The sequence below is a fragment of the Thiomonas sp. DCM-2 genome (genome assembly GCF_056820905.1).
In genome coordinates this window covers 2,707,595-2,728,846 of sequence record NZ_CM165962.1, presented here as the reverse complement: position 1 = coordinate 2,728,846, position 21,252 = coordinate 2,707,595, and the positions used below count along the sequence as shown (strand labels likewise).

The following is a 21,252-nucleotide window of genomic DNA, read 5'->3' as shown; positions in this document are numbered from 1 at the left end:
AGGAGAGACAACCATGCGCGTTGCCATCATCGGTACGGGAATTTCCGGTCTCGGAGCAGCCTGGGCCCTGCGCCGTCACGCCCAGGTCACGCTGTTCGAGGCGGGTGAGCACTTCGGTGGCCACACCAATACCGTGGACGTCGATCTGCCGGGCGAGCCGCAGTTTGCGGTCGACACCGGTTTTCTGGTGCTCAACGAGCGCACCTATCCCCGGCTGCAGGCGCTGTTTGCCGAGCTCGACGTGCCGTTGGCACCCTCCGACATGTCGTTCTCGGTGCAGGTGCCGCAGGCGGGTGGCGGCACGCTGGAGTGGAGCGGGTCCAACCTCGACAGCGTGTTCGCCCAGCGGCGCAACCTGGGCAAGCGGGCCTTCTGGCGCATGCTGCGCGACATCCTGCGGTTCAACCGCGCAGCCACCGCGCTGGCCCGCCTGCCCGACGCCGCTCTCAACCCAGACCAGACCGTGGGCGACTACCTGCGGCGCGAAGGCTACTCGGACGCCTTTCTGCACTGGTATCTGTTGCCCATGACCGCCTGCATCTGGTCGTGCCCGCCGGGGCAGATGCTCGACTTTCCAATCGCCACGCTGGTGCGCTTCTGCGACAATCACGGCCTGCTGCAAGTCAACAACCGCCCGCAGTGGTTCACCGTGCGCGGCGGGGCGCGGCAGTACGTGCAGAAAATCCTGGCTCACTTTCCCGATGCCCGCCTGCGCACTCCGGTGCGGCGCGTGGTGCGGCATGACAGCGGCGTGGAACTCCACACGCCAGACGGCGCCATCTGGTTCAACCAGGTGATCTTTGCCTGTCACAGCGACCAGGCCCTGGCCCTGCTCGACACCCCCAGCGCCGCCGAACGCGCCGTGCTCGGCGCCATTCACTACCAGCCCAACCGCGCGCTGCTGCACACCGACACCGGGCTGCTGCCGCGGGCGCGCAAGGCCTGGGCGGCCTGGAACTACGAAAGCGCGCCTGCCGACGGCGCGCAGCCGGGCACCGTCTGCCTGCACTACCTGCTCAACAAGTTGCAGCCGCTACCCACGCAAAAGCCCATCGTGGTGTCGCTCAACCCCTTGCGGGAGCCCGCGCCGCATACCGTGCTGCGCGACATCCACTACGCCCATCCCATTTTCGACCAGGCCGCCATTGCCGCGCAGCAACGCGTGCCCGAGCTGCAGGGCAAGCAGCGCAGCTATTTCTGCGGCGCCTGGTGTGGCTACGGCTTTCATGAGGACGGCCTGAAATCGGGCTACGCCGCCGCGAAGGTGCTGCTGAGCGGGGTGGACGCCCTGACGGCCCGCGCCGCCATCGCTGCATGAGGGAGGGTGGCATGTCTGCGATGCCCGCCGCTGTGCTGCATCACCCGCTGATCGGCAGCGGGCCGGTACGGCACCGGCGTCTGCGGCCCACCGAACATGCGTTCAGCTACCGCGCCATGTTCCTGCTGCTGCCCATGCGCAGCCTGGAGCGCAGTCCCGAGTTGTTGCCCATTGCGCGCAACCGGTTCGGCGCGATGAGCTTTTTCGATTCTGACCACGGCGAGGGCGGCAGCAACAGCCTGCGCTGGCTGCAAGGGCTGCTGGCTGCAGAGGGCATCCATGACGCCGACGGAGAGATCTGGCTGCAGACCTTCCCGCGCATCTGGGGCTATGTGTTCAAGCCGGTGAGTCTGTGGCTGTGCGAGCGCGCCGACGGCAGCCTGCGCTGCGCCGTGGCCGAGGTCAACAACACCTTCGGCGAACGCCACTGCTACATCCTCACGCCGCAACCGGGCGAGCGCAGCCTGCAATGGGGCGCGCAGTACCGCGCCACCAAGGCATTCCATGTCTCGCCGTTCTGCACCGTGGAGGGCGGCTACCGCTTCCGCTTTCTGCGCAGCGCGGGAAAGGCACAGGACCGTCTGATTCTGCGCATCGACCACGACGACGCCAACGGCCCGCTGATCGAAACCAGCATCAGCGGCGTGCTGCAGCCGCTCACCGCCGCGCGCGCCCGGCTGGCCCTGCTGCGCCATCCGATGCACAGCTTCGGCGTCATGGCGCGGATTCACTGGCAGGCCTTCAAGCTCTGGCGCAAGCGCGTGCCGTTTCATTCCAAGCCCCTTCCTCCCGACCAATTCGCAAGCCGATCATGAACGCCAGCGACCGCACCCTGTCTCCGCTCTCCCTCGACCCGGCACATCCTCCGGGGTTGGCCAGCAAGCGTCGCAAGCCGCCACTGGCAGCGCGCGGCGTGCTGCGCCTGCTGGAACGTCTGCAGATCGGCCGTCTCGACTTTCACGGCCCGGACGGTGTCTGGCGGCACTTCGGCACCGACGACAACGGCCCGCATGCGCAGGTCATGCTGCACAGCTGGGCGGTGATGGGCGAGGTGCTCAAGCGCGGCGACATCGCCTTTGCCGAGGCCTGGATGCGCCGCGCCTGGGATACGCCCGATCTGCCCACGCTGCTCAAGCTGCTGGTGGCCAATCGCGAGGTCATCGCCCGCGCGCTGCACGGCAGTGTGCTGGGCACCCTGGGCGACCGCCTGCGCCACCTGTTGCGCCGCAACAGCCGGGCGGGCAGCCGCGAGAACATTCACGCGCATTACGACATCGGCAACCCGTTCTACCAGCTCTGGCTCGACCCGAGCATGACCTACTCCAGCGCGCTGTTCAGCGGCGACGCCGCGCAGACCCTGGAGCAGGCGCAGGGCGCCAAATACGCGCGTGTGCTCGAGCAGATTGGCGTCAAAGCCGGAGCGCACGTGCTGGAAATCGGCTGCGGATGGGGGGGGTTGGCCGAGGCCGGTGCGCAGCGCGGCCTGCGCATGGACGGCGTCACCCTGTCCACCGAACAGCTCGACTACGCCCGCACGCGACTTGCCGGTGCGGCTGTCCCAGCCCGGCTGGAACTGTGCGACTACCGCGATCTCGACCGCATCGCGCCGAAAGGCGGCTATGACGGCATCGCGTCCATCGAAATGTTCGAGGCCGTGGGCGAGGCGTATTGGCCGAGTTTCTTCCGCACGGTGGCGCGGCATCTCAAGCCGGGCGCACGCGCCTGCATCCAGACCATCACCATCGCCGATGCGCTGTTCGACGACTACCGGCGCGGCACCGACTTCATCCAGCGCTACATCTTCCCCGGCGGCATGCTGCCGTCGCGCAGCGCCTTCATCGCCCAGGCCGAGGCTGCCGGGCTGGAAGTGATCGAGGAATTCGCCTTTGGCCCCGACTACGCCCGCACCCTGGCGCTGTGGCGCGAGCGCTTCACCGCCCAGCTCGACGCCGTGCGGGCGCAGGGCTTCGACGAGCGTTTCGTGCGGCTGTGGACCTTCTATCTCGCCTACTGCGAGGCCGGGTTCAGCCAGGGCTCCACCAATGTGCTGCAGTTCACCCTGCGCCATGCCGCAGCCCGCTGAATCCGCCCTGCGGGTGTCGCGCCGCAATCTGCTGCTGGCCGTGGCCGCCACGGCCTTGCCCCTGCACGCCGTGGCGCAGCAAGCGCCCGAGGTTCCGGCCAGTATCGCGGCACTGCTGCCGGATGCCCGGCTCTCGGGGCGGGGCGAGTTCCGTTACTTCGGCTTCCTGGTCTATACCGCCACGCTGTGGGTCGGGTCGCAGGGGCTGGGACCCTCGCTCGGCACCGCGCCGTTCGCACTGCAACTGCGCTACGCGCGCAGCCTCAAGGGTGCCGACATCGCGGCGCGGTCCGAGGAGGAAATGCGCAAGCTCGGCGAAGGCAGCCCGCAGCAGCGCGCCGCCTGGCTGCAGGCCATGCAGCAACTCTTTCCCGATGTGCAGGACGGCAACACCCTGACCGGCGTGTTCACCCCGGCATCCGGCGCGCAGACCGCGCAGACGCGCTTCTACTTCAATGGCACGCTGCGCGGCGCCGTGCCCGGTGCGGCCTTCGCACGCGCGTTCTTCTCCATCTGGCTGTCACCGCAAACCCCTGCGCCGGGGCTGCGCGACGATCTGCTCGCAAACGCCGGCACCAAAGCCAGCCTGCCATGAACGCCACCTCGGTTGCCCTGCCAGCCACGGCCTCCCAGCACCGCGCAGCCGCGCAGCCGCTGCACGCGCTGGCCTTGCTGCGTTACGGTGCGCCCAGTCTGGCCTTCGCCTTCGTCGCGCTGCCGCTGTATGTCTATCTGCCCGAACATTACGCCACGCGCTATGGCGTTCCGCTGGCGTATCTGGGCATGGTGCTGCTGCTCACGCGGTTTGCAGACGCGCTGTTCGATCCGCTGCTGGGTCGGCTGGCCGATCGGCTGTTGCTGCGCGGGCTGACCAAGCCCGCCATGCTGGCGGCCTGCGCGCTGATGTTCCTGGGGTTCGCCGCGCTGTTCGCCCTGCCTGCGCTGCTGCCGTTCAGTGCGCAATCCGGGTGGTTCACGGCATTGTTCACCGCGGCGCTGCTGCTCACCTATCTTGGGTTCAGCGCGGCGTCCATCCTCCATCAGGCCTGGGGCGCCACGCTGGGCGCGAACGAAGCGCAGCTTGCGCGCACCGTGGCGTGGCGCGAGGGGTTGGGGCTGGCGGGCGTGCTGCTCGCGGCCATCGTGCCGCAACTTGGCGGCGCGCCCCTGCTGGTGGGCGTGTTCGCCGTCGCCCTGGTCGTCGGCTTGACGCTGGTCTGGCGCGCGCCTGCGCCGTCTCCCCATCATGCGCTGCACGCCGCGCTGCACTGGCGCACCCTGTTCGTGCCGCTGCACAACCCGCGCTTTGTTGCGCTGCTGGCCGTGTTCGTCACCAGCGGCATCGCCGCGGCCATACCGGCCACGCTGGTGCTGTTCTTCATCCGCGACCGGCTGGACGCCGCAGACCTGTCGGGCGCCTATCTGTTCGCCTACTTTGCCGCTGCGGGTCTGCTGGTGCCATTGTGGCTGCGTGGCGTGCGGCGCTGGGGTGCGGCACGCTGCTGGCTGCTGGGCATGGGGCTGGCGGTGGCGGCCTTTGTCTGGGCGGCGCTGCTTCAGCCGGGCGATCGCTGTGGCTATGCGCTGGTGGTGGTGCTGTCGGGGGCGGCACTCGGGCCCGATCTGGTCATGCCCCCGGCACTGCTGGCTGGGGTGATTCGCGCCGCGGGGCATGGCGATCAGCTCGAAGGAAGTTACTTCGGCCTGTGGAACTTTGCCACCAAGCTCAATCTCGCACTGGCTGCAGGCCTGGCGCTGCCGCTGCTGGCGCTGTTCGGCTACCGCCCCGGCACGCTGGAGACCGGAGTGCTGCCGCCGCTGGTGGTGGCGTATTGCCTGCTGCCCTCGGCGCTCAAGCTGGTTTCGGCGGCCCTGCTTTGGCGCCATTTCGTTCGCGGCACGCCGGCCCAGACCGGCGCTGCGCTCCATCCCTGAACCGTCAACGGAGATTTCTCATGCTGTCCAAATCCGCGTTCTCTTCCTGGCTGCAACTGCGCCGCTGGTGGCTGCTGGCCGCCGTCCTCGGCGTGAGCCTGTTGTCGGGCTGCGCCAGCATCACGCCACTGGCCTACCGGGGCCAGACGCCCACGCTCGATCTCAAGCAGTATTTCAACGGTCGCATCACGGCGGTGGGCATTGTGTTCGACCGCTCGGGCAAGATGACCCGGCGGTTCCACGTGACCATCGACGCGTCCTGGAAGGGCGATGTGGGCACGCTCGACGAGCATTTCATCTACAACGATGGCGCCAAGCAGGAACGCATCTGGACCATTCGCGAGCTGCCGGAAAAGGATGGCGAGAAGCGCTATGTCGGTACTGCGGGCGATGTGGTGGGCGAGGCCATTGGCCGCGCCGCGGGCAATGCGCTGAACTGGCATTACACCCTGGCGCTGCCGGTGGATGGCACGGTCTACAACGTGCAGCTCGACGACTGGATGTACCTGATGGATGACCATGTGCTGCTCAACCACTCGGTCATCACCAAGTTCGGCTTCAAGGTCGGCAGCGTGTTCCTCTCGTTCAACAAGCCGTGAGCCTGAACCCGCGCATCGACGGCTGGAATGCACACCGCGTCTGGGTGATCGGCGCGTCCACCGGCATCGGCCGTGCCACTGCGCAAGCTCTGCTGCGGCAGGGTGCGCAGGTGGCGGTGTCGGCGCGCAACGCACAGGGTCTGCAATCCATTGACGGCGCGCTCGCGCTGCCGCTGGACGTGACCGATGCCCCCGCAGTGCAAGCCGCCATGAAGCGCCTGATGCGCGACTGGGGCGGCCTCGACCTGCTGCTGTATTGCGCAGGAACCTACCGCCCGATGCGCGCCACCGCCTTCGACCTGGCCAGCGCCCTGCAGCACGACGATGTGAACTACCGCGGCGCGCTGCACGCCCTGGCCGCCGTGCTGCCGGTGCTCACCGCGCAGCGCGCCGGGCACATCGCGCTGGTCAGCAGCGTGGCGGGCTTCGGCGGCCTGCCGCAGGCACTGGCCTATGGCCCGACCAAGGCGGCGCTGATCAATCTGGCGGAAACCCTCTACCTCGACCTGCACCCGCTGGGCATCGGCGTGCACGTGATCAATCCCGGCTTTGTCGAAACCCCGCTCACTGCGCAGAACACCTTTGCGATGCCCGCGCTCATCTCCCCCGAGCAGGCCGCCAGCGCCCTCATCAAGGGGCTGGAGGCCGGCCGCTTCGACATCCACTTCCCGCGCCGCTTCACGCTGTGGCTCAAGCTGCTGCGCCTGCTGCCACGCGGGCTTTACTTCTCGCTGATCAGCCGCTTCACCGGGCTGTGAATCGCGCTCAGCCGCCCCGGATGCGCCGCACCACCGCATCGGTGAAGACCTTGGTGCTGGCGGTGCCGCCCAGATCACCGGTACGGATGTGGTCGATGTTCAGGGTGTCGTGGATGGCCTGGCGCAGGCGCTGCGCCTTGTCGTGCAGGGTGACATGGTCGAGCATCAGCGCGGCGGCGAGCATCAGTGCCGTGGGGTTGGCAATGCCCTTGCCGGCGATGTCGGGCGCCGAGCCGTGCACCGCCTCGAAAATCGCAGCGTCCTCACCGATGTTGGCGCCCGGTGCCATGCCCAGCCCGCCCACCAGCCCGGCGGCCAGATCCGACAGAATGTCGCCGAACAGATTGGTGGTCACCAGGGTGTCGAACTGCCAGGGGTTGATCACCAGCTTCATGCAGCAGGCATCGACGATCACGTCGTCGAGCGCGATTCTCCCCGCGTACTTCTCCTTGTGCAGCATGTAGGCGGTCTCGAGGAAGATGCCGGTCAGCGCCTTCATGATGTTGGCCTTGTGCACCACGGTCACTTTCTTGCGCCCCAGCGCGATCGCGGTGCGGAAGGTGTAGTCCAGGATGTTGCGCGCGCCCTGCCGGGTGTTGACTCCAGTGGCAATGGCCACCGCGTGCGGGTCGCCGTCGATCGGGATGTAGTGCTCATAGCCCATGTACAGGCCCTCGACGTTTTCGCGGAACACCAGCAGGTCGATGTCGTCATAGCGCCCGCCAGGGATCAGGGTCTTGGTCGGGCGCATGTTGGCGTAGAGCTGGAAGGCTTCGCGCAGGCGCACATTGCTGGAGCGGTAGCCGCCGCCCGAGGGGGTTTCCAGCGGCCCCTTGAGCGCCAGCCGCGTGGTGCGGATGCTGGCCAGCGTGGCGGGCGGCAGCGGATCGCCCGCAGCCTTCACCCCGCCCAGACCCGCCACCTGCGCATCCCACTCGAAGGGCGCGTCCAGCGCCTCGAGTGCCGCCAGCGTGGCGTCCATGATCTCGGGGCCGATGCCGTCTCCGGCAATCAGGGTGGCGGGAATGCTTTGGCTCATGGGAAGGACTCCGGTTGTGGGATGCCCAGAGACAAGCAAAGCGCATGCCGCAGTGCATCATTGCCTACACTGTACCGAACACATGCAACAACGAGGGAGCCGAGATGAATGTCCGAAGCGGGTTGGTGATCGTCGTTCTGGTGCTGATTGGCATCTTTTCCGTGCTGAACTGGGGCGTGCTGATGGCATCCACCGATCTGACCCTGGGCTTCACTGCGGTGAAGGCGCCGCTGGGGTTGATCATGCTGGGGCTGATCGTGCTGCTGGCCGCAGTGTTCCTGATCTATGTCGTGGTGCTCCAGGCCGCGATGATGAGCGAATCGCGCCGCGTGGCCAAGGAACTCAAGGCGCAGCGCGAACTGGCCGACACGGCCGAGGCCTCGCGCTTCGATGAACTGCGGCAGCTGCACAGCGCCGACATGGAGCGGCTGCTGGCCAGAATCGATCAGCTCGACCGCGAACTGCGCAGCGCCATCGAAGCCAACGCCAACGGCCTGCACGCCGCGCTGGGCGAGATCGACGACCGGCTGCAGCGCGCAGGCGTGCCGCGGCTGCAGGGCTGATCTCCTCCTGGCTTCTCCTACGAGAGGGCGAGGTGCACCTCACTCCCTCCCCACATGTGGGGAGGACTGGGGTGGGGAGGACGCGCCCGGCCCAACCCGCATCACACTCGGCGCCAGGCAGGTGGTGGCATTGCACGCCTGCAGCCGCAGCGCCAGCGTGCCCTGCTGCGCGGGAGTGAGCGCGGGCAGCGCGAGCCGCACCTGCCCCTCCCACACCGCGATGCCCTGCGGCGCGAACGCCGGGCGGAAGGTCTGGGGCGGCGGATAGCGCACCCCCGGCAGCGGCCTGCCGTCGAGCAGCACGGTGGTGGCGATCAGATGGGGCATCGACGCGGGGTTGGCGTTGATGTGAAACCCGGGCGCGATGCGCAGTTGAAGCACCCAGTCCGAGCCGGCGCGCTGCAACTGCGTCTGCACCTGGTCGGCGGAACACGCGCCCTGCGGCAGCCCGGCGCAGTCTGCGGGCCGCGCGTCGTCCGCCTTCGCCGCAACCGTGAACACCGTCCGTCCTGCGGCGCTGTCCAGGGTTTGCAGTAGATCGGGCCAGTCGAGCGGGCGGGCTGCGACCTGCAGCGCGATCGGCTGCAGCGCGCGCCGCGCTGCCTCGGCCCAATGCGGCTCGCCGGTCTGCTGCGCCAGCGCCACCAGCACCGCGATCGCCGCGCTCTGCCCGGCAGGCCGGTGCACATCGCCCTGCAGTGGAGTGGGAAACGGCAGGGCATCCGCCGCGGGCGTGGAGCGCAGGCTGCCGTCCGGCGCGGCAAAGCGGGCGAGCATCGCCTCGGTCAGGGTGCGAGCACGCGCGTTCCAGAGCGGATCGTGTAGCACTGCGGCGAGCGCAAGGCAGGCGCGGGCGAATTCGGCATAGTCGTCGACAAAGCCGGGATTGCCCGCGCGCGCGCCAGCCCACTGGTGCACCAGCAGCCGCTGCTGCGGGTTCCAGGCGTGCTGCCACAGCCAGTCGGCAGCGCGCACCGCGGCGGCGGTCAGCGCGGAATCGCCGAGGGTGCTTCCGGCCTGCGCCAGCGCGCGGATGGCCAGCGCGTTGTCTGCGGTGACGATTTTGTCGTCGCGCCGGGGTTGCGGGCGGCGCTGGCGCGCGGCCAGCAGCGCGCGACGCAGCGGCGCGAGCTGCTGCAGCCGCGCCGTGAGCTTCCCGTCGCGCAGCAGCGCCTCGGCGACATCACGCTGCTGGCGCAGCACCCCGGCGGCGTCCCCAGGGTGCAGCGGGGTCAGCGTGTACAGCGAAAACCAGGCATCGGCCTGCCGTTTGCCGAGCACGGCGTCGATCTGCGCGCGGGTCCACAGATCGGTCGCGCCCTCGACCCCGCCGGTCTCGGCGGAAATCGCATTGGCGAACGCTCCCTGCGGCAGATGCAGCGCGCGCAGCAGAAAGTCCGCGGTGCGCTGCGCGGCCCAGCGCAGATCGGGCTGCCCGGTCTGCGCGTACGCGCGGGAGTAGACCGCGAGCAGCTGCGCGTTGTCTGCGAGCATCATCTCGAAATGCGGCAGCGACCAGTCGGGGTCGACGGTGTAGCGGCGAAACCCGCCGCCGAGCTGATCCATCAGCCCGCCCTGCGCCATCGCCTGCAGCGTGAACACCGCCGCGTGCGCGGCTTTCGCATGCCCCGCCGCGCCGCGCGCCAGCAGCCACGCCAGCAGTGGCGGCTGCGGAAAGCGCGCCGCGCTGGTGGCCGATGCAAAGCCGCCGTCGAGCGCGTCGAAGCGCTGCAGCGCTTCGGCCTGCGCAGCATCCGCCCAGCCTGCGACGCCGATCGGCGCCGCGGCATTGCCAGCGACCGCGGCGGCCTGCATCGCCCGCGCGATGTTCCCGGCGATGCGTTTGACCGTGGCCGGATGCTGCGTCCAGTTGCGGTGCAGCGTGGCCAGCAGCGTGGGAAAGCCGACCTGCTGCGGCGTGTCTTTCGGCGGGAAGTAGCTGCCGATGTAGAACGGTTGCAGTTCGGGAGTGAGGAAGACGTTGTTCGGCCAGCCGCTGTCGCGGGTCATCAGCTGCCGCGCGAGCATGTAGATGTGGTCGATGTCCGGGCGCTGCTCGCGGTCGACCAGCACGTTGACGAACCAGCGGTTCATCAGCGCGGCGATCTGCGGATTGCGGTAGAGCGCGCGCTGCGCCACATGGCACCAGTAGCAGGAAAAATAGCCGATCGACAGAAAAATCGGCTTGTTCTCGCGCCGCGCCTTGTCCAGCGCCTCCGGCCCCCACGGGTACCAGTCCACCGGGTCGTCGGCATGTTCGCGCAAATACGGATCGTGCGACGCGGCCAGGCGGTTGGCCGCAACCGCAGGCGCCGCGAGCCAAGCGGCCACGAACACGAGCAGGAGGGCGAGCCGCAGCAAAGCGCGCATCAGCCTTGCTCCGCCGGCGCGAGTGTTTGGGCGAGCACGCGCGCGATCGCCTGCACCCGCGCCGCCTGCACCGCCTGCGCGATCGCCGCCGACTTGCCGCCGGCTTGCGCAATCTGCTGCGCGATCGCCCCGGCATCGACGCTGCGCGCCGCGTGCAGCGCCGCGAGCAGCCGCGCGCGCTGCGGATAGGGCTGCTGCGCAAAGTCGCCGCCACGCCCGCGGTGATCGGCCTCGCAGGCCTGCAACACCTGCGCAAACCGCTCGGAGCGGCGCAGCGCGTCGCAGCGCTGCAGCAGCCGCAGCGTCGCCTCGGGCCCCAGGCTCGCGGCTTTGTGGATGTTGCCGTGCTCGGCGGCGACCACAGCGGCCAGCTCGGCGCAGTCGCCCGGCACGCGCAGCCGCCGCGCCACCGCCGCGGCCAGCGCGACGCTGCGCTGCTCGTGCCCCAGATGCCGTGGCAGCAACTCACGCGGCGTGGTGCCCTTTCCCAGATCGTGCGTCAAACAGGCCCAACGCACTTGCAGCGGCGCGCCCAGAGCGACGGCGGCCTGCAACACCAGCATCACATGCACCCCGGTATCGACCTCGGGGTGATAGTCGGCGCGTTGCGGCACACCCCACAGCCGGTCGAGCTCGGGCAGCAGCCGCGCCAGCGCGCCGCAGTCGCGCAGCACCGCGAACATGCGCTGCGGGTGATCTTCCATCAGCCCGCGCGCCAGTTCCTGCCAGACCCGCTCGGGAACCAGCGCGTCCACCTCGCCGGCCTGCACCATGCGGCGCATCAGTTCCAGCGTATCGGCGGCGACGGAAAAGTCGGCAAACCGCGCGGCAAACCGCGCCAGCCGCAGGATGCGCACCGGGTCTTCGGCAAACGCCGGCGATACATGCCGCAACACCCGCGCCTGCAGATCGCGCTGGCCGCCGTAGGGGTCGATCAGCGTGCCGTCTTGGGCCTGCGCCATCGCGTTGATGGTCAGATCGCGGCGCAGCAAATCGTCTTCCAGCGTGACATCGGGAGCGGCATGCACCGCAAAGCCGTGATAGCCCGGCGCGGTCTTGCGCTCGGTGCGCGCCAGCGCGTATTCCTCGTGCGTCTGCGGGTGCAGGAACACCGGAAAATCGCGCCCGACCGGGACGAACCCGGCATCGACCATGTCTTGCGGCGTGGCCCCGACCACCACCCAGTCGCGGTCGCCAGCCAGCCGCCCGAGCAGCGCATCGCGCACCGCACCGCCAACGATGTAGGCCCGACCGGGGAGAGGCAGGAAAGATGTAGACATGCGGGCCAGTGTAAAAGCCGCGCGATGCGGCCTGCGCGGAGTCAGGTCATGAGGCCATCATGGGGGCGTGGCTGTCCATCGCCCATGCGCTGTATCGAAACGCCCCGCTGCTTATCCTCGACGACGCCACCACTGCGCTCGAGCAGGGACGTCTGATCGGACTGTGCAAGCAGGGCGAGCTGCTGGAGCAAGATGGGTTAGGGCCTGTTGACGCTATTGGTGCACCACATGCAGTTTCACGCGCCGTCGAATACGGTCTGAAACAATGCCATCAGTGCCGATACATGCGCGGCGATGTCCGGTTGATAGTGCAGCAACGCCATCGGACAATCGATGCGCGCGCCGGGTTGTCCCGCGCGTTGTGCCGCGCTTTGAAGTGCCATGGCGAGCCCCTGCGGGTCGGAGGCGGCATAGGCGATCTTGGCGTCCTGCGCGATGACCTCGCCGCTGCCCACGACGTCGGCAATCACCACCGGCGTGCCGCACAGCACCGATTCCACTGCGACCAGGCCGAATGGCTCGTAGCGCGACGCGACCACGGTGAAGTCGGCCGCGGCGTAGACCGTCTCGATATCGGCGCGATACCCAAGTTGGAGTACGTTGCGCATCGGGTACGGCAGCGGGCGGCCCGCCACGGCGAGCAATCCGAGGCGGTCGTTCTGCGCGAACAGCGCGGCGAGTTCGGGCAGACCCTTGCGCACATGACCGGTCGAGGCCAGGAGGAACACCGGACGATCGGGTGGAAAACCCAGGCGCTGCCGCGCCTGCAGCCGCTCCTGCGCGGGCAGTGGGTGGAAGCGGTTGGTGTCCACGGGCGGATAGAGCACATGGATCTTTTCCTTTGGCAGGTCGTAGAACTGCAGCAGCTCGTCGCGCATGCGCAGTGAGTGCGCGACGATGTAACGCGCATGCGCATAGGTGCGCTGCTCGATTGCGATCTGGCTGCGGTCGGCCCAGCCGGCGCGCCGTCCCATGGCCTGAAGAAAACCGGGATGCGTACCTCCGCAGATCGCAACAAGGGCATGGCGGGAGTGATTGATTGCGAACACGCAGTTCGCCCCCTCACGCCGCAACACCCGTGCTGCGGCCCAGTCGAACGCTGCGCTGCGCAAGAGACGTGGCACGCCACGCAGCCGCAAGGCCACGCACTGCGCAGCCTGGGCCTGCGGCAGCTCGGTGTCGATCTTGCGGGCGATGACCAGCGGACGCAGGCCCAGAGCGAGCAGCCCGGCGACGACATCGCGTGCATAGCGTTCGGCGCCGCCACCGTGGGTCAGCGCCTGTGCGGTGATCGCCAGGCGCAAGGCCGGAGTTGCAAGCGGTACGCTCATCTCTCAGTCCTGCAGCGGACGCCCTGCGGCATCGCCATGCCGGGCGATGCGCAGCCGCGCCTTGGTGCGGAGCAACGGATCGATCAACCAGGGCAGCGTGGTGTAGCCCAGCAGGCGCAGACGATAGTCCAGGGGCACCCCAGTAGCCTGGAGAAACCGGCGCCATGTGCTGCCGCGTGGGCTTGGCTCGAGCATGGCTGCGGTAAACCGTGCGCGCGCCAGGGGGGCGGCCAGCGCCGCGGCGATCTCTTCTCCCCGCCCTGCTTGTTGCGCATCGGCCAGATGCTGCTCGATAGCGGCGAGAGAGGCGCGATTGCCCTGGGCCATCTGCAGCCGCAGCGTGGCAAGATCGGGCGCGCGGCGCTTGGCCGATAGCCCTCCGCGCCGCCAGCGCACCAGCGGCTCGGGCACGGTGGTCGCGCCGCCCAGCAGCAGGGCGCGCAGCAGCATGATCTGATCCTCGGCGTGGGCGCCTGCGCGCATCGGGCCGAATGCGGCAAACAGCCGTTTGCTCCAGGCGTGCGAGGCGCCGACCAGCCAGGGGCGCTGCTGCAGCCAGCGCCCGAGTGTCCAGTCGTCCAGCCGGGTGTGCGCCAGCCGTTGTTGCACCCGACCCGCGATGTCGATGTCGACCAGGTCGCTGGCGATCAGGTCGGGGCGGCGATTGCAGCCCAGCCAATGCGCCACCAGCCGCTCGCAGCGCTGCGGTTCGGACACGTCGTCACCGGCGGCAACGACCAGCAGCTCGCCCTGGGCGAGCTCGGCCAGCAGCGAAAAATGCGCGCTGATTCCCAGATTGCGCGGATTGCGCCGGAGCATGACGCGGTGCGGCCCGGCATAGCCCTGCACCGCCTGCTGCGCCAGCGCGAAGGTCGCATCGGGCGAGGCGTCGTCGGAAATGATGATTTCAAGCGGCGAATAGGCTTGCGCCAGCGCCGCCTGCACTGCCTCGGCGATGAAGCGCTCCTGACGGTAGCAGGCCAGCAGCAGGCTGACCAGCGGGCGATCGGGCTGGCTCATGCGGTCGTCATCCACCGCTGCGCCTGCTGCCGCACCACCTCGGGAAGGTGGTGCTCGCGCGCAAACACCGCGCGGATCCACTCGGCGTCGTTGCCGCGCGCGCTCACATCGGCGAGCAGTTCGCGCAACGCAACGTCCGCCTTGCAGTCCACCGCGTGGTGTTCGAGCTTGACCAGGGTGCGGATGAGGTCTTCGCGCAGGGTGCGGTGCTCGCGCGTCGCGGGGTCGACGAACGTGCCGTCGAAGCCGAAGCGGCAGGCCTGGAAGCGGTTGAAGGTGTAGACCAGATAGTCGTCTTCCTGCGGCTGGAACGGCCGCTCACGCTGGATGTACGCGCCCAGGGTCTGGATGTACGCGGCGATGCGTGCGGCCTTGGCGATGGTCAGCGGGGTGTCCATCACCCGCACCTCGATGGTGCCGTATTCGGGCTTGGGGCGGATGTCCCAGTAAAAATCCTTCATGCTCTTGACCACGCCGGTGGCGGTCATTTTGTCGAAATAGCGCGTGAATGCGTCCCAGGTGAGGGTGAACGGCGCGCGGCCCGACAGCGGAAACGCGAACACCGAATTGAGCCGCGCGGAGTGAAAGCCGGTGTCCTCGCCCTGCACATACGGCGACGAGGCCGACAGCGCGATGAAATGCGGAATGAAGCGCGACATGCAGTGCAGGGTGTAGAGGGCGGTGTCGGCGTCGGGGCAGCCCAGGTGCACATGCTGGCCGAACACGGTGAACTGTTTGCTCAGGTAGCCGTACAGCTCGGACAGTTGCAAAAAGCGCGGCTTGTCGAAAATGCGCTGCTGCGCCCAGTGTTGAAACGGGTGGGTGCCGCCACCGGCCAGGCCGACGTCGAGCTTGTCTGCGGCCTCCACCAGCGCGCCCTGGATGTCGGTGAGCTGTGCCAGCGCGTCGTCATAGCCGGTGCAGATGCCGGTGGACAGCTCGATCATGCTCTCGGTCATTTCGGGCGTGACCAGCCCCGGCAGCTTGCGGCCCTGGAGCAGGCGCAGCAGGTCGGGCGCGCAGGGCATGAGGTCGTAGTTGTGACGGCCCACGATCTGCAGTTCCAGCTCGATGCCGATGCTCAGCGCCGCCGAGGTTTTGAACGGCCCCAGGCTCATGCCCTGCCTCCAGCTTTGCGCTTGACCGCGGCGATGTCGCCGCTGTACCCGAGCGCCCAGCGCGCGAGCAGCGGCGCGAGCAGCTCCAAAAACGCAATCGCGCTGAACACCACGGCAAATACCGGGTGCAGCGCAGCGCCTGCCGGTGTGCCGAGAAAGCCCAGCGCCAGCGCAAAGTTCACCCCGGCAGCCGGGCTGAGCGCCAGCCCCAGCGCGACCGACTGCCGCCAGCTCGCCCCGCTCGCCCGCCCGAACGCGAGCACCCCGGCCAGCTTGGCCAGCAGCCGCACCACGACCACCAGCGCTGCCGCCAGCCCGCCGGCCAGCAGGATGCGGGTGTCCAGGCTCAGCCCGAGGATCAGGAACATCAGCACCAGCAGCACCCCGCCGGCGGTGCCGAAGTGCTGCGGCCACAGCCGCGGACGCGGGCTGCGCCAGCGCAGCAGCGCGCCGGCCAGCAGCGGGGTGAGCAGCGCAGACCAGCCCAGCATGCGAGTGAGCGAGAGAGTGAGCACGATCAGGCCGACGAGCATCAGCGCGCCGCCCTCGTTGCGGAAGTCGAAATGCCGCTCCACCCAGTTCACCGCCCAGGCCAGCAGCGCCGCAGCCAGCACCGAGCCGCCGAGCAGGTAAAGCAGATGCAGCGCCGAGGCGGCTGCGCCCTGCGGCCCATCCGCGTCCATCATGCCCATGAGCAGACTGCAGACCAGCAGCGCATAAAACGTGTTCAGGGCCGAGAGCAGCAACAGGCGCTCGGTGACTTGCCCGTTGGCGCGAAACTCGCTGCCGATGCGCAGCACCACGGCGGGCGACGTGACCATGAGCACGCCCGACACGATGGCCGACTGCAGCGCCGTGAAGCCCAGCAAGGCCAGCGTGATCCACACCGCGCCAAATCCCAGCGCCGATTCGAGCAGGCTCATGCCCAGCAGAGCCGGGTTGGCGCGCAGCCAGCGCAGGTTCACCCGGTGGCCGATCTCGAACAGCAGCACGGCCAGCGCCGTGTCCACAATCGCGCGGGCGCTGTTCTGCAGGTCGTACACATTGAGCCCGGCGCCTCCGGCAGCCAGAATCATGCCGGCTGCGGCATAGCCCACCAGCCGTGGCCAGCGCAGAAAGCGAAACACCGACTCGCCCGTGAGCGTGGCCAGCACCAGCGCCGCGCCCACCCAGAACACGCCGTCGGGGTGCAAGGGCCATGCGGGCAGGGTGCTGCTGATCATCGTGCGGGGTCTCCGGATGTTGAAACGGTGTTGCACTCCACCATAGCAGAGCGAGATGTTGCCAGCCGAATGGATGGAATAACCAGAAATTACCGACAGTAAGAAGCAATTGATCGGTTCTTTCGGAATCAAGGCGTGCCGGTCGGCGCAGGCTCCTAAAATGCCTTGATGCCCTACGTTCACCTCCGCACCCATACCGAGTATTCGATCGTCGACGGCGCCCTGCGTGTGGACGACATGGTGCCTGCCGCCGCTCGCGATGGCCAGGGGGCGCTGGCAATCACCGACTTCAACAACCTGTTCGCCACGGTGCGGTTCTACAAGGCGGCGCTGGAGGCCGGGGTCAAGCCGGTCATCGGCTGCGACGTGCTGGTGGCGCCCCCCCGCGACCCGGCGCAGCCCACACGCCTGCTGCTGTTGGTGCAGAACCGTGTCGGCTATCTCAACTTGTGCGAGCTGCTCAGCCGCGCCTGGCTGGACAACCAGCAGCGTGGTCGCGCCGTGCTCAAGTGGGAGTGGCTGGAGGACGGGCGGGCCGAGGGCTTGATTGCGCTCTCGGGTGCGCAGGACGGCGCCATCGGCCAGGCGCTGTTGCAGGGTGACACGCGCACCGCGCAGACGCTGGCGCGGCAGCATGTCGCGGTGTTTGCAGACCGCTTCTACATCGAGCTGCAGCGCAGTGGTCATGCGGCCTGCGAGCCGCATGTGCAGGCGGCGGTGCCGCTGGCTGCAGAACTCGGCCTGCCTGTGGTGGCCACGCATCCGGTGGAATTCCTCAAGGCCGCCGATTTCGATGCCCACGAGGCGCGGGTGTGCATCGCCGAGGGCGAGACACTGGGCAATCCGCGCCGCCAGCGCAGGTTCACCGATCAGCAGTATTTCAAGTCGCAGGCGGAGATGGAGGCCTTGTTTGCCGATGTGCCATCCGCGCTGGCCAATACCGTGACCATCGCCCAGCGCTGCAATCTGATGCTCGATCTGGGCAAGCCGCAGCTGCCGCTGTTTCCCACGCCCGAAGGGCTGACCCCGGCCCAGTTCTTTCGCCAGCAGGCGCAGCAGGGGCTGGAGCAGCGGCTGGCGGTGCTCTACCCCGATGCGGCGGCCCGCGATGCAGCGCGCCCGCGCTACCAGGAGCGGCTGGAATACGAGCTGGGCATCATCGCCAAGATGGGCTTCGAGGGCTACTTCCTCATCGTGGCCGATTTCATCAACTGGGCCAAGAACAACGGCTGCCCGGTGGGGCCGGGCCGGGGGTCGGGGGCGGGGTCGCTGGTGGCGTACAGCCTGCGCATCACCGACCTCGACCCGCTGGCCTACAACCTGCTGTTCGAGCGCTTTCTCAACCCGGAGCGGGTGTCCATGCCCGACTTCGACATCGACTTCTGCCAGGAAAACCGCGACCGCGTGATCGACTATGTCAAGCAGAAGTACGGCGTCGAGGCCGTGTCGCAGATCGCCACCTTCGGCACCATGGCCGCGCGCGCTGCGGTGCGCGATGTGGGCCGCGTGCTCGATCTGAGCTACACCTTCTGCGACGGCATCGCCAAGCTCATTCCGGCCAAGCCGGGCCAGCACATCACCATTGCAGATGCCCTGAAGCAGGAGCCCCTGCTCGCGCAGCGCTACGCGCAGGAAGAGGAGGTGCGGCAACTGCTCGATCTCGCGCAGCAGCTCGAAGGCCTGCCGCGCAATATCGGCATGCACGCCGGTGGCGTGCTGATCGCGCCGGGCAAGCTCACCGACTTTTGCCCGCTGTACGCCCAGCCGGGCAGCACCGACGCCGTGTCGCAGTTCGACAAGGACGACGTCGAGGCCGCCGGGCTGGTGAAGTTCGACTTTCTCGGTCTGGCCACGCTCACCATCCTGGAGCTGGGGGCGCAGTACATCCGCCGCAACCACCCAGACCGCGCCGACTTCAGGCTCGAAGACATTCCGCTGGACGACCCCAAGAGCTACAAGCTCATGGCGCGTGGCGATACCGTGGCCGTGTTCCAGCTCGAATCTCGCGGCATGCAGGGCATGCTGCGCGACGCCAGGCCCGACCGCTTCGAGGACATCATTGCGCTGGTGGCGCTGTACCGTCCCGGCCCGATGGACCTCATTCCCACCTATTGCGCGCGCAAGGCCGGCAAGGAAGACGTGGTCTATCCCGACCCGCGCATGGCCCCGGTGCTGGAAGAGACCTACGGCATCATGGTCTATCAGGAGCAGGTCATGCAGGTGGCCCAGGTCATCGGCGGCTACTCGCTCGGCGGCGCCGACCTGCTGCGCCGCGCCATGGGCAAGAAAAAGCCCGAGGAAATGGCCAAGCACCGCGGCATCTTCGCCGAAGGCGCGGCGAAGAATGGCATCAAGCCGGAAAAAGCCAACGAAATCTTCGACCTGATGGAGAAGTTCGCCGGCTACGGCTTCAACAAGTCGCACGCCGCGGCCTATGCGTTGCTCGCGGTGCAGACCGCGTGGATGAAGGCGCACTACCCCGCAGAATTTCTCGCCGCCAACATGAGCATCGCGCTCGACGACACCGACAAGCTCAAGATCCTGGTGGAAGACGCGCAGGCCTGCGGCATCGCCGTGCTGCCGCCCGATGTCAACGCCTCGCAATGGCGGTTCGACCCCGTGGACAGCCGCACCATCCGCTACGCGCTCGGCGCCATCAAAGGCAACGGACAGGGCGCGGTGGAAGCCATGATCGCCGCGCGCCAGCAGCAGCCCTTCACCTCGCTGTTCGACTTTGCCGCCCGCGTGGACCGCGCCCGCATCAACAAGCGCGTGCTCGAAGCCCTGGCCAAGGCCGGTGCGTTCGACGCCCTGCACCCCGAGCGTGCCGCCGTGCTCGCCGCCGTGGAAACCGCGATGGACTACGCCGTGCAGCAGGAGGCCGCGCAGCAGCAGGCCGGGCTGTTCGACCTGTTCGCCGCCGACGCCCATACCGGCTCCAGCGACAACCCCGCGCACGAACCCGCACTGCCCGCCGTGGAACCGTGGGACTTGCGCACCAAGCTCTCCGCTGAGAAAACCGCCATCGGCTTCTACCTCAGCGGCCACCTGTTCGACGCCTGCGCTGAAGAGGTGCGCCAGTTCGCCCGCACCCCGCTGGCCGAACTGGTGGATTCGCGCGAGCCCGTGCTCATCGCAGGCATTGCCGCCGGGGTGCGGCTGGTGCAGTCGCAGCGCGGGCGCATCGCCATCCTCACCCTGGAAGACCGATCCGGCGCGATGGAGATCGTCATTGGTGACAGCCTGCTGGAGAGTGTGCGCGACCGCCTGCGCGACGACGTGCTGCTGGTGCTGCGCGGCAAGGCGCAGACCGATCGCTTCAGTGGCGGCCTGCGGTTCAACGCCGATGCGGTGTGGAGTCTCGACGAGGCCCGTGCGCGGCTGGGCAGGCACATCCGCGTTGCACTCAACGGCAGCAGTACCGCGCAACCGCTGGTGGCGCTGGCTCACGCGCGCGCCAGCGAAGACGGCCTGCCGTTGCTGCTCGACATCGAGCGCGCCGGTGCGCAGGTCAGTCTCAGCGTCGAGGGCTTTCGTCTGCCGCCATCCGATGCGGTGCTGGCCGAACTCGCCCGCATGGCCAAGGACGGCAGGGCGGTGGTGGGCTATTGATCAGCCTGGATCGCGCGGACCGGCTTTCACCAGCATCGGCGTCCAGATCTTGCCATTGCTGTCCGGCGGGAAATGTTGCACCCGCTCGATGGCGCGCAGCACGGCCTGATCCCAGCTCGGCACGCCGCTGGAGCGTTCGACCTTGGCGGTGAGCACGGTGCCATCCGGCGAGAGATTGACCAGAATGGTCACGCGCGGATCGCCGGTGATCTGGTTGATCTCGGGGTAGGTCACGTTTTCGCGCACCAGGCTGGCAATGCGCGCGGCATAGGCGCCAGACGGCCCGGAGGTCTGCGCCGCAGTGCCCGTGCTCGTGGCCGATCCTGTGCCCGCCTGCTGCATCAACTGCTTCATGTAGTCGTCGCGCGACGAGGCGGCGAGCTGCGCCTGTTGTTGCTCGCGTTGCTTCTGCTTCTGTTCCGCCAGACGTTGTTGGGCTTCGCGTTTTTTCTGCTGCGCCAGCTTTTCCTGCTGAAGTCTTTCCGCTTTTTCGCGCTGCTGCTCGGCCAGCTTCTGGGCCTGCTCGCGCTGCTGTTGCTCAGCCTTTTGTTCGGCCAGGCGACGCTTTTCCTCGGCGAGCTTTTTCTTCTCGGCCTGCAGACGCTTTTCAAGCTGCGCTTGCTGCTCCTGCTGCTGCTTTTTCAATGCCGCCTCGCGCTCCTGCCGCAGCACGATGTCGGCCTGCTGCACCTGGGGTTGCGGCCTGGGCTCGACCACAGGCTGGGGCGGCGGGGGAGGTGGGGCCGGTTGCGGTTCGGGCTGCGGTTGCTTGCGCTCCATCGGGGCCGTCGGTCGCGGCGCGGCCCGCTGCACCGTGGGCGACCACAACTCGGCTTCCACCGCTTCCGGTGGGTGGCTTTTCCAGTGCACGCCAAAGGCGATGAGGGCGATGAGCAAGATGTGGAACAGTGCCGCCAGGCCGAAGGCGCGGATGGTGCCGCGTTCATGCGGCGGGCGCAGCGCATTGGGGTCACCGGAGGGAAAGCGTGCCGTGCTCATGCCA

At 68.3% G+C, this 21,252-nt stretch carries 17 protein-coding genes; 9 read left to right on the top strand and 8 right to left on the bottom strand.

The features are described 5' to 3' along the window. Positions 1 to 13: 13 nt before the first annotated feature. From AC1ZQA_RS13225 to AC1ZQA_RS13195, 7 genes are read left to right on the top strand one after another with little or no spacing between them, the layout of a single operon-like run. Entirely contained in the window at positions 14 to 1,318 is a 1,305-nt protein-coding gene (locus tag AC1ZQA_RS13225) for an NAD(P)/FAD-dependent oxidoreductase (protein WP_482677323.1), read from the top strand. Positions 1,319 to 1,338: 20 nt separating this feature from the next. Further along, positions 1,339 to 2,133 (top strand): DUF1365 domain-containing protein, encoded by a 795-nt coding sequence (locus AC1ZQA_RS13220; protein ID WP_482679333.1) that lies wholly within the window; start codon positions 1,339 to 1,341, stop codon positions 2,131 to 2,133. Next, the gene (locus tag AC1ZQA_RS13215) at positions 2,130 to 3,401 is read left to right on the top strand and encodes a class I SAM-dependent methyltransferase (RefSeq protein WP_482677322.1); all 1,272 of its coding nucleotides are present in this window, start codon (positions 2,130 to 2,132) and stop codon (positions 3,399 to 3,401) included. The genes AC1ZQA_RS13220 and AC1ZQA_RS13215 overlap by 4 nt, the downstream gene beginning before the upstream one ends. Next, entirely contained in the window at positions 3,385 to 3,996 is a 612-nt protein-coding gene (locus AC1ZQA_RS13210) for a chalcone isomerase family protein (protein ID WP_482677321.1), read from the top strand. Before AC1ZQA_RS13215 ends, AC1ZQA_RS13210 begins: the two co-directional genes overlap by 17 nt. Beyond that, the gene (locus tag AC1ZQA_RS13205; RefSeq protein ID WP_482677320.1) at positions 3,993 to 5,336 is read left to right on the top strand and encodes an MFS transporter; all 1,344 of its coding nucleotides are present in this window, start codon (positions 3,993 to 3,995) and stop codon (positions 5,334 to 5,336) included. Before AC1ZQA_RS13210 ends, AC1ZQA_RS13205 begins: the two co-directional genes overlap by 4 nt. Positions 5,337 to 5,356: 20 nt before the next feature. Then, positions 5,357 to 5,935: a DUF3833 domain-containing protein gene (locus AC1ZQA_RS13200; RefSeq protein ID WP_482677319.1), complete on the top strand. Its 579-nt coding sequence runs from the start codon at positions 5,357 to 5,359 to the stop codon at positions 5,933 to 5,935. Then, positions 5,932 to 6,693, top strand: a complete 762-nt coding sequence (locus AC1ZQA_RS13195; RefSeq protein ID WP_482677318.1) for an SDR family NAD(P)-dependent oxidoreductase — start codon at positions 5,932 to 5,934, stop codon at positions 6,691 to 6,693. Before AC1ZQA_RS13200 ends, AC1ZQA_RS13195 begins: the two co-directional genes overlap by 4 nt. Positions 6,694 to 6,700: 7 nt before the next feature. Here the strand turns inward: AC1ZQA_RS13195 and AC1ZQA_RS13190 are convergent, their stop codons facing one another. After that, positions 6,701 to 7,732: an isocitrate/isopropylmalate dehydrogenase family protein gene (locus tag AC1ZQA_RS13190; RefSeq protein WP_482677317.1), complete on the bottom strand. Its 1,032-nt coding sequence runs from the start codon at positions 7,730 to 7,732 to the stop codon at positions 6,701 to 6,703. 104 nt (positions 7,733 to 7,836) lie between these two features. On the opposite strand from AC1ZQA_RS13190, the gene AC1ZQA_RS13185 reads away from it, so the two are divergent. Then, a complete protein-coding gene (locus tag AC1ZQA_RS13185; protein ID WP_482677316.1) occupies positions 7,837 to 8,295 on the top strand; it encodes a LapA family protein in 459 nt (152 codons plus the stop codon). A 39-nt stretch (positions 8,296 to 8,334) separates the two neighbouring features. On the opposite strand, the gene AC1ZQA_RS13180 is transcribed toward AC1ZQA_RS13185, so the two are convergent. From AC1ZQA_RS13180 to AC1ZQA_RS13155, 6 genes are all read right to left on the bottom strand, one after another. Next, a complete protein-coding gene (locus AC1ZQA_RS13180) occupies positions 8,335 to 10,665 on the bottom strand; it encodes a thioredoxin domain-containing protein (RefSeq protein WP_482677315.1) in 2,331 nt (776 codons plus the stop codon). Continuing rightward, complete coding sequence (locus AC1ZQA_RS13175) at positions 10,665 to 11,945, bottom strand: multifunctional CCA addition/repair protein (protein WP_482677314.1); 1,281 nt, start codon at positions 11,943 to 11,945, stop codon at positions 10,665 to 10,667. The genes AC1ZQA_RS13180 and AC1ZQA_RS13175 overlap by 1 nt, the downstream gene beginning before the upstream one ends. A gap of 236 nt (positions 11,946 to 12,181) precedes the next feature. Continuing rightward, entirely contained in the window at positions 12,182 to 13,276 is a 1,095-nt protein-coding gene (locus AC1ZQA_RS13170) for a glycosyltransferase family 4 protein (protein ID WP_482677313.1), read from the bottom strand. A 3-nt stretch (positions 13,277 to 13,279) separates the two neighbouring features. Beyond that, on the bottom strand, positions 13,280 to 14,296 hold the full coding sequence (locus tag AC1ZQA_RS13165) for a glycosyltransferase family 2 protein (protein WP_482677312.1): 1,017 nt from the start codon (positions 14,294 to 14,296) through the stop codon (positions 13,280 to 13,282). Continuing rightward, positions 14,293 to 15,414, bottom strand: coding sequence for a YbdK family carboxylate-amine ligase (locus tag AC1ZQA_RS13160; RefSeq protein WP_482677311.1), 1,122 nt, complete (start codon positions 15,412 to 15,414; stop codon positions 14,293 to 14,295). The genes AC1ZQA_RS13165 and AC1ZQA_RS13160 overlap by 4 nt, the downstream gene beginning before the upstream one ends. Beyond that, positions 15,411 to 16,637, bottom strand: coding sequence for a cation:proton antiporter (locus AC1ZQA_RS13155; protein ID WP_482677310.1), 1,227 nt, complete (start codon positions 16,635 to 16,637; stop codon positions 15,411 to 15,413). The genes AC1ZQA_RS13160 and AC1ZQA_RS13155 overlap by 4 nt, the downstream gene beginning before the upstream one ends. 168 nt (positions 16,638 to 16,805) lie before the next feature. Between AC1ZQA_RS13155 and dnaE the strand changes: the two genes are divergently transcribed. Continuing rightward, positions 16,806 to 20,249 carry a DNA polymerase III subunit alpha gene (gene dnaE, locus AC1ZQA_RS13150; RefSeq protein ID WP_482677309.1) on the top strand — a complete coding sequence of 1,148 codons (3,444 nt, stop codon included), beginning with the start codon at positions 16,806 to 16,808 and terminating at the stop codon, positions 20,247 to 20,249. On the opposite strand, the gene tolA is transcribed toward dnaE, so the two are convergent. Further along, positions 20,250 to 21,248: a cell envelope integrity protein TolA gene (gene tolA, locus AC1ZQA_RS13145; RefSeq protein WP_482677308.1), complete on the bottom strand. Its 999-nt coding sequence runs from the start codon at positions 21,246 to 21,248 to the stop codon at positions 20,250 to 20,252. Positions 21,249 to 21,252 lie beyond the last annotated feature (4 nt).